Annotated in this window: 6 protein-coding genes; 2 read left to right on the forward strand and 4 right to left on the reverse strand. The window is 46.3% G+C overall.

Features of this window, described 5'->3' with window-relative positions:
* Nucleotides 1-70 precede the first annotated feature (70 nt).
* The 3 genes from WMO25_RS10115 to WMO25_RS10125 all read right to left on the reverse strand — a co-directional run bounded on the left by WMO25_RS10115 (nt 71) and on the right by WMO25_RS10125 (nt 2,328).
* Nucleotides 71-1,084 carry an alpha-hydroxy-acid oxidizing protein gene (locus WMO25_RS10115; RefSeq protein ID WP_349085195.1) on the reverse strand — a complete coding sequence of 338 codons (1,014 nt, stop codon included), beginning with the start codon at nt 1,082-1,084 and terminating at the stop codon, nt 71-73.
* 110 nt (nt 1,085-1,194) lie between these two features.
* Complete coding sequence (locus WMO25_RS10120; protein WP_349085196.1) at nt 1,195-1,758, reverse strand: chromate transporter; 564 nt, start codon at nt 1,756-1,758, stop codon at nt 1,195-1,197.
* A gap of 12 nt (nt 1,759-1,770) precedes the next feature.
* Nucleotides 1,771-2,328 (reverse strand): chromate transporter, encoded by a 558-nt coding sequence (locus WMO25_RS10125; RefSeq protein WP_015514948.1) that lies wholly within the window; start codon nt 2,326-2,328, stop codon nt 1,771-1,773.
* A 187-nt stretch (nt 2,329-2,515) separates the two neighbouring features.
* On the opposite strand from WMO25_RS10125, the gene WMO25_RS10130 reads away from it, so the two are divergent.
* Entirely contained in the window at nt 2,516-3,382 is an 867-nt protein-coding gene (locus tag WMO25_RS10130; RefSeq protein WP_349085198.1) for a LysR family transcriptional regulator, read from the forward strand.
* Nucleotides 3,383-3,823: 441 nt separating this feature from the next.
* Complete coding sequence (locus tag WMO25_RS10135) at nt 3,824-7,279, forward strand: pyruvate carboxylase (protein WP_349085199.1); 3,456 nt, start codon at nt 3,824-3,826, stop codon at nt 7,277-7,279.
* A gap of 544 nt (nt 7,280-7,823) precedes the next feature.
* On the opposite strand, the gene WMO25_RS10140 is transcribed toward WMO25_RS10135, so the two are convergent.
* Nucleotides 7,824-9,248 carry an MATE family efflux transporter gene (locus tag WMO25_RS10140; protein ID WP_349085200.1) on the reverse strand — a complete coding sequence of 475 codons (1,425 nt, stop codon included), beginning with the start codon at nt 9,246-9,248 and terminating at the stop codon, nt 7,824-7,826.
* Nucleotides 9,249-9,409: the final 161 nt, after the last annotated feature.

Here is a 9,409-nt window from a genome sequence, read left to right on the forward strand (position 1 = left end):
TTATTCATTTTTTAATGTTTTTTTGACATTTTTGCTAATATTTATTGGAAATATTTATCATCCTATTCATTTATCGAACCATATCCGGTGTAATCTCATCCAGACTGAATGCACCGCACATAGCCATCGTATCTGCCAGTTCTCCGGCCAGTTTGTCAATGTAGGCTTTCACGCCTTCTTCGGCACCGCCGTAAACAGCTGTTACAAAAGGACGGGCGATAATAACTGCATCTGCACCAAGTGCCAGTGCCTTGAAAATATCCACACCGCTTCGAATGCCGCCATCCACAAAAATCTTCATGCTGCCGCCGACAGCCTTCACGATTTCAGGAAGAACTTCTGCTGTTGCCGGGCACTGATCCTGTACACGTCCGCCGTGATTGGATACAACAATGGCTGCTGCTCCCGCTTCCTTCGCCTTCAATGCACCCTTCACTGTCATAACGCCCTTCACGATAAACGGCGCACCGGCCATTTCTGCAATGGCCTTCAGATCCTCGACGGATTTGCCGCCTGCCGGCGGATCCATATTCTTCAGGAACGGCAGACCGGCTGCATCCACATCCATAGCCACTGCAAAAGCACCGGACTTCTTCACAAGATCCATCTTCTCACGAATCGTATCCAGATTCCACGGCTTCACTGTCGGAACCCCCATGCCGTCGGCCAATGCGATCGCATCTGTTGCCGCTTCCATCACCTTCGGATTCGTACCGTCACCTGTAAAAGCAACAATGCCATTTTCTGCACAGGCAGAAACAAGGACTTTATTATAAGAAACATCATCATATGCATCGCTGTAATGCAGGTTCACAGCCCCTACAGGTCCCGCGAAAAACGGATACTTGAACTTCTTTCCAAAGAGTTCAAGGGATGTATCCACTGCCTTCGGCGCACACAATGTATCCATATTCACTCTGATCTCCTGCCACTTCTGGTAATTGCGAATGGCCGTATCGCCGACACCCTTGGCTCCGGGACCCGGAACGGTGTTGCGGCATGCCAGACCATTGCAGACCGGACAGGCCTTACATAACTTGCCGATGTTCTCTCTTGCATTCGCAAGTACTTCATTATAATTCATAATCTCCTCCTCACTCCGACGTCATCCTTTCTACTACCCCCGGATCATGTCGGTCTTTGTTTTAAATATAATCGCAGTGCCTGAAACCATACGCTCAGGCTCGCTTCCCCCTACATACTAAGTATAACACCAATTACACCAGATGCAAGAATATAAATGATCGGATGCTTGCCTGTTTTCTTATAAACAACATACAGCACCACGCCAAATATAAACGCTTTAATATTGAAGAGATCCGTCAACGATCCTGTTTCTGCAAACAGCTGTGATCTCAGAAACGCGGCCTCAGCCACACGAAGTCCTGCCACAGAAATCAGACCCACGGATGCGGCTCTCAGGCCATACATACAATATTGTACGTATTTATTCGTTTTAAATTTCTCCAGAATATTCGACACAATAATAATGATAATAATAGACGGTGTTACCAGTCCGGCCACCGCAGCAATACCGCCTAAAACACCCATGGAAGTAAAACCTGTATAAGTAGCCATATTGATGCCCATCGGTCCCGGTGTGGATTCCGAAATAGCAATCATATTGGAAATATCATCCAGCGTAAACCAGCCTGTCGCAGCCTGCATATCATAAAGGAACGGCAGTGTTGCCAGACCGCCGCCAATGGCAAAAAGTCCTGTCTTAAAAAATTCCCAGAAAAGTCTAAATATCAACATATTTCATCCCTCCTATGCTTTCTTCTGCGCTTTTGAACGTTCCATCAAAGTCTTGATGATCACACCTGCTGCTCCGGCACATACGATCCATACAAAAGATGCAACATCGGTAAACAGTGACAGAATCACAACAGCCGCAAAAATCAGATACGTCGCCGCATCGATCAGAGACTTCTTCGCCAGTTTGATAACGGCATCCAGCACCAGGACACACACACAGACACGAATACCTGCAAGGGCATGCTGTACCCAGACAATATGTGTAAAACTGTTAATGAATGCGGCGATGATCATGATAATGACCAGTGAAGGGAAAACACATCCGATAGTCGCCACAATACCGCCGATAATGCCCTTGCGCTTATACCCGATAAATGTCGCGGTATTAACAGCAATAATACCCGGTGTACACTGACCGATGGCATAATAATCCATCAATTCCTCACTCGTTGCCCAGTTTCTGTTCTCCACAACTTCACGCTGCAGAATCGGCAGCATCGCATAGCCGCCGCCGAAAGTAAATCCGCCAATCTTGGCAAACACAATAAATAATTCCCATAACTCTTTCATAATCTCTATAATCTCCTTTCTCTTCCCATCCGAATCCCTTTCTGTCAGGATTCGCTTTATTTATCGTTGTGAAAATACACCTCCTGGTTTATAATGATTCTTAAAGCAATGTTTTCCTGTCCACCATTTCATTACGGCCGATGATGCCTCCGTTCCGGACGGCATACATTATGATAGAGAGGTTTCCATGACACTTATACAGCTGAAATATTTCCAGACGATCTGCAAATACAACAATATCACACGGGCATCTGCCGAACTCCATGTCTCCCAGCCCAGTCTCTCCAATGCGGTCAAGGAACTGGAGCGTGAATTCGGTGTCAGTCTGTTCACCAGGCGCAGCCGCGGTCTGGAACTGACTCCGGAGGGTCGCTACTTCCTGGATGAGGCAGATAAGCTTCTGGAACAGGCCGAGCAGCTGACAACCAATATGAAGCATATGTCTACAACCGACAGAACACTGACCCTTGGTCTTCCGGCCATGAGCGGTTCTCTCGTCTTCACAGATCTCCTTCGAACCCTCTATGCCCGTTCTCCCGGTACACATATCCAGGTCATGGAGAATGGTTCTCTGGCCAATCGTTCCAAAATCATGGATCACACTCTGGATGCGGCCATTATCACCCGAAACGGACCGCTCCCTCCGGGCATCGGCCATGTGGCGCTGCGTCATGTCAACGTCTGCCTGTATCTGTCCGTCATGCATCCCCTGGCTGAGAAAGATACCGTAACAACCGATGACCTGGATCAACTGCCTCTGGCCATGCTGCCGGAAGATACTTTCCTCGACCACTGCATCAATCAGTATTATGAAACCCTTCATCTGAAGCCGAGTATCATTGTCCGCACCAATCAGCTGGCAACTATCCAGCAATTGGTGGCAACCAACACAACCGCGGCTTTTCTTCTGGATCATGTACTGGAAGAAAGCAGCGATATCGTGAAACGAACGGTACCGGGCCTTTTGCCTGCGGAGATCGACCTGATCTGGAAATCCAGCCGCCATCTCTCACCGCATCTGAAGAATCTGATCACAGCCGCCCGGAACATCTGACGAACCGAACTGTACAATCCCAAAAATCTGCTGCCTGAATGGCCGATATCTGACAGATCTGATACAGTTAGTGTTTCTCAACACTCTATCCATATTGTAAGCTATATGGAACAATTATTCCAATACTGATGTTTTATCGTGGTATAGTTTTATTCTATACCACTTTTTCTATTTTCCTTTGTAAACGTTTCCAAAACGAATTCTATTTTGTCGAATATTGCATTTTTTTCGGAGCAATTATGAATTTTTCTTGATATCCAATCACATTTTTGAATGTTTAATATTTAACACTTGCATTTAGTCAAACCATATCGTATAGTAAAAATATATGTATGCAATACACTCCGTACGACAGTCTGCATTCATGCTGCTGTTTGTACGATAGAAAATAAGGGGATTTCAGATTGTATTTGCAAAGTTAAAGAAGGAGGTTTCTCAAAAGTGGGAGAAGTACAAATCAAACCATTCAAACGTGTTCTCGTCGCTAACCGAGGCGAAATCGCCATCCGTGTTTATCGTGCTCTGAATGAGCTGGGTATTACAACCGTCGGTATTTATTCCAAGGAAGACCGCTATGCCCTCTTCCGTTCCAAAGCAGACGAATCCTATCAGCTGAAAGAAAATAAAGGTCCTGTTGATGCTTATCTGGACATCAAGGGCATTATTGAAATTGCCAAGAAGGCAAATGTTGATGCTATCCATCCGGGCTATGGTTTTCTCTCTGAGAATCCGGACTTTGTCGAGGCCTGCGCAAAAGCCGGCATCGTATTTATCGGACCTTCCGAGGACATCATGAATGCCATGGGTGATAAGATTTCTTCCAAACAGATGGCTATCAAAGCCGGTGTTCCGATCATCCCTGGTGTAGATCACGCATTGAAGACAGAAGAAGAAGTCATGAAAGTTGCTGAGATGGTCGGTTATCCGGTTATGCTGAAAGCCTCCAACGGCGGCGGCGGCCGCGGTATGCGTATCGTCAACAGCGCTGAAGATATGCCGAAGGAATACCGCGAAGCCTGCAATGAATCCAAGAAGGCTTTCGGTGATGACCAGATCTTCATCGAGAAATACATCCGCGGACCAAAGCATATCGAAGTACAGGTGCTTGCAGATAATTACGGCAACGTTGTTCACCTTTACGATCGTGACTGCTCCGTGCAGCGTCGTCATCAGAAAGTTGTCGAATATGCCCCTGCATTCAGCATTCCTGAATCAACACGTCAGATTATTTTCGACAGCGCTATCAAGCTTTGCAAGCAGGTCGGCTACAGAAATGCCGGTACACTTGAATTCCTTGTGGACCAGGAAGGCAATCCATACTTCATTGAGATGAACCCTCGTGTCCAGGTTGAACATACCGTTTCCGAGATGGTTACAGGCATCGATATTGTTGCTTCTCAGATTCTCATTGCCGAAGGTTATCCGCTGAACAGCCCTGAGATCAATATTCCATCCCAGGATGCTGTCAAGTGTCAGGGATTCTCGATCCAGACTCGTGTTACAACAGAGGATCCATCCAATAACTTCCTTCCGGACACAGGCAAGATCACTGTTTATCGTTCCGGTTCAGGCAATGGTATCCGTCTTGACGGCGGCAACGCTTATGCAGGCGCTGAGATTCTTCCATATTACGATAGTCTTCTTGTAAAAGTGATCACACACGACCGTACATTTGACGGTGCCATCCGCAAGTCTCTCCGCGCATTGAAGGAACTGCGTATCAGAGGTGTCAAGACCAACGTGCCTTTCCTGATCAATGTCATCAACCATGAGACATTCAGAGCCGGCCAGTGCTACACCACTTTTATAGAAGAAACACCTTCTCTGTTCCAGCTGCAGCGCAGCCAGGACCGTGCAACCAAGATCATCGAATTCCTGGGTGACAGAATCGTCAATACAACCGGCGGCGACAAACCATTTTATGAAAATCGTGAAATTCCTCAGTTCGATGAGAAGAAATCGGTTTATGGTGCCAGAGATGAATTCTTAAAGCTTGGAGCCAGGGACTTTACTCAGAAGATCTTGAATGACAAGAAATTATACGTGACAGATACAACCATGCGTGATGCCCAGCAGTCCCTGATGGCAACCCGTATGCGTACGAAGGATCTCGCCGGTGCAGCCCGTGCAACCAATGCATTTATGCAGAATGCTTATTCCGTTGAATGCTGGGGCGGTGCCACATTCGATACCGCTTATCGTTTCCTGAAGGAATCTCCATGGAAGCGTCTCGAAATTCTCCGTGAGAGAATGCCGAACACTATGCTCCAGATGCTGCTGCGTGCATCCAACGCCGTTGGTTACAGCAATTATCCGGATAATGTGGTTAAGAACTTTATTGATGTTTCCTCCAAAGCCGGCATCGATATTTTCAGAATTTTCGACTCCCTGAACTGGGTTGAGAATATGAAGATGCCAATCGAAGAAGCATTGAAAACAGGCAAGATTGTCGAAGGTACACTCTGCTATACAGGCGATGTTACGAATCCAAACGAGAAGAAATACACACTGGATTATTATGTCAAGAAAGCCAAAGAACTCGAAGCACTTGGTATCCATACCTTCTGCATCAAGGATATGGCCGGACTTCTGAAGCCATACGCTGCCAAAGAGCTGATCGGTGCGCTGAAGTCCGAACTGAAGATTCCGGTTCACCTTCATACACATGATTCTACAGGCAACGGTGTTGCAACTGTCCTGATGGCTGCAGAAGCCGGCGTTGATATCGTCGATCTGGCCATTGAATCCATGAGCACACTGACCAGTCAGCCATCCATGAACTCTGTTGTTGCTGCCCTGCAGGGTACAGACCGTGACACAGGCCTTGATCTTGATGAACTCAGTGAACTTGGCCGCTACTACGGCAGAGTCCGCAAGGTTTACAAACAGTTTGAAAGCGGTATGAACGCACCAAACGTTGATATTTACAAGTACGAGATTCCTGGCGGTCAGTACTCCAACCTTCTCGCCCAGGTTGAAAGCATGGGTATGAAGAATCAGTTTGAAGAAATCAAAGAACTGTACAGACAGGCCAACGAGCTTCTCGGCAATGTTACAAAAGTTACACCTACATCCAAGGTTGTCGGTGATATGGCTATCTTTATGCTGAAGAACGGTCTGAACAAAGACAATATCTTTGAACTTGGCCAGGATCTCTCATTCCCTGCCTCTGTTGTAGACTACTTCAAGGGCATGATCGGACAGCCTGAAGGTGGATTCAATCCTGAACTTCAGAAGATGATCCTCAAAGGTGAGAAACCGATCACTGTCCGTCCGGGTACATTGCTTCCGGATGTCGATTTTGACGCTGTTAAGGCCATGCTGAAGGATAAATACGATCTCTCAGATTTCTCCGATTACCAGCTGGATCTGAAGGCTGTCAGCTATGCCCTCTATCCAAAGGTATATGAAGATTACTGCGAACATTTCCAGGCATACAACGATGTTACACGACTTGAAAGCCATGTTTACTTCTATGGCCTGCGCCGCGGTGAGGAAACAACCCTTAAGATTGGTGAAGGTAAAGATCTGCTGATCAAGTTTATGGAAATGTCTGCACCTGATGAGGAAGGCAAACGTGTCCTCAGCTTTGAAATCAACGGTTCTGTCCGTGAAGTCACTGTTCAGGATAAGAAGCTTGAAGTTAAGTCCGATAAGAAACTGAAAGCCGATAAGTCCAACCCGGCTCATGTTGGTTCTACGATTCCGGGTACAGTCAGCCAGGTATTCGTCAAAGAAGGCGAAGAAGTGAAACAGAACCAGCCGCTGCTCGTACTCGAAGCCATGAAGCTGGAGACAACTGTCGTTGCCAAACAGGACGGTGTTATCGACAAGATTTACGTTGCTGCAGGCGATCGCGTCAATACCGGCGATCTGCTGCTGTCCTTCCAGAAATAGTGTTCATACGGGTATCATAAAATAAAAACTGAAATTTCCGCTGTCTCGCTGGTTTTGCCAGACACTGTGTGCTCCATTCGGACTGCTTGTCCGCCTGGTTTCACACAGTGTCGCAAAAATGCGGACATCTGGGAATTTCAGTTTTTTTATCGGCATCCTGTATGAGGCTTATACGAGAGAATTTTCCTTTATTACATAGGCTATGGCCATTCTGTAACTTATGGCCATCTCCGGTTATCCATGGTATACTTATTTCATGGAAGTCGGAGGACGTGCTGCACCCGTTCCGAGCCTATTCGGAGGTGGTGCCATATGAGTACATATAAAGAATTACAACTTATAGTCTCTGTCGCTGTGCTCATAGTTGCAATACTGAATTTTACGCATAAAAAATAGCCGTCCTATGTACTTTGGCGAGTCTCGGACAGCTATTTTTTAACCTAATATTTCGCCGGGTCGGGTGAGCGCATTCACCTTCCGACTTCCTATATTCTTATTATACCTTTCTTACAGGCGTTTGTAAATACGCCTATCGCGATTTTCTTTACAATGCTTTATTCTCTTTCCAACGACCTGATATCAGGAACACCACAATCAATATAATGGCACCCACGGATGCCATCGGACCGCCGAGACCGACGCCCGTCAAACCAAGGTTCAGCACCAGGCCAAAGACCACTGCCACCGGTACTCTGAGAATGATCGCCGACAGCATATTATTCACCATGGAAAAAGCGGTATGCCCTGCGCCTATAAACAGGCCGTTGATACAGAAGACAAACGGCATCAGCAGATAATCAAAGCTGAAGGTACGGATATACTGCACGCCGTATTTCAGCATTTCCGGTTCATCATTAAAAAGGCGTAAAATATGCTCGAAAGATGTCTGCGCCACAATAAAGATGCATCCACTGATACAGAATGCGATGACTGTACCGATTTTGCATGTTTTCACTGCTCGGTCCCACTTGCCGGCACCGATATTCTGTGCACACATCGTTGAGATGGAGGCCCCCATCGCCACAGCCGGCAGCACCGCAAAACTGTTGAACTTGGCCACAACACCAACGGCGGCTGATGCATTGACGCCACCGATGATATTGACAAGAGTTGTAATGATCATAAATGAAATGCTCGTCACACCATTCTGAATCGCAGTCGGTGTCCCTAATTTCAGAATCTTTATCGCTTTTTCTTTTTTGATAATAAAAGAAGATGGTTTGAAATCAAATACAAAGTTATTGCGGATCATCACGACGATACAGGTGATCATGCTGACGGCCTGTGAGAATACAGTTGCAATAGCTGCTCCCAGCGCTCCCATCTTCAATCCGGCCACCAGTACAAGGTCAAGAATCACGTTAGTAATGCAGGCAATCAGTACAAAGTACAAAGGTCGCTTACTGTCTCCCATGCCGCGCATAACCGCACTGAACACATTGTAACCAAATATAAAAATCAATCCCAGAACCGTCACTGTCAAATAACGATCAGCCTCTGCAAAGGATTCCGCCGGTGTCTGGATCAGATGAAGAATCGGTTTCTTGAGAATAAGCATTAAAACGGTAATGGCAACTGCCGCAATGGTTAATGTCGTAAGCAATGTTGCCGTCGTCTCCTGCATATCCTTCCGCCTCTTGGCTCCCAGATACTGTGCGATCAGTACAGTTCCGCCTGCACACAGACCGACAACGATATTCGTCAGAATCAGGGTTACCTGGCTTCCCAGATTCACACCGGACATGCTGGTTGTACCGCTGAAGCGTCCGACAATCAGCATATCCGCCACGCTGTAAAGAGACTGTATAATGTTGGATGCCAGAAAAGGCAGTGAAAACAAAATCAGCTGTTTCGCTACATTGCCCTCCGAAAGATTTTTCTCAAAACTGCTCATGATGATTACCTCTTTTAAATTCCTGTAAGTATTGGCAGAACTTTTGTCTGTCAGAAAAGCTTTTGTATACTTCATGTTTTTGTATACTTAATTATACTTAATATAGTAGCGTAAAGCACCAATAATGACAATAGGTATTCTCAAGCGTACCATACCTGCCAACCCTGTTTTCCATACAAGAAGAACATTTCGAGCCATTTTTCAATTTACATCTACCAAAAAAAATGATATCCTAT

This window comes from Coprococcus intestinihominis (genome assembly GCF_040096555.1).
GTDB lineage: Bacteria > Bacillota > Clostridia > Lachnospirales > Lachnospiraceae > Coprococcus_A > Coprococcus_A intestinihominis.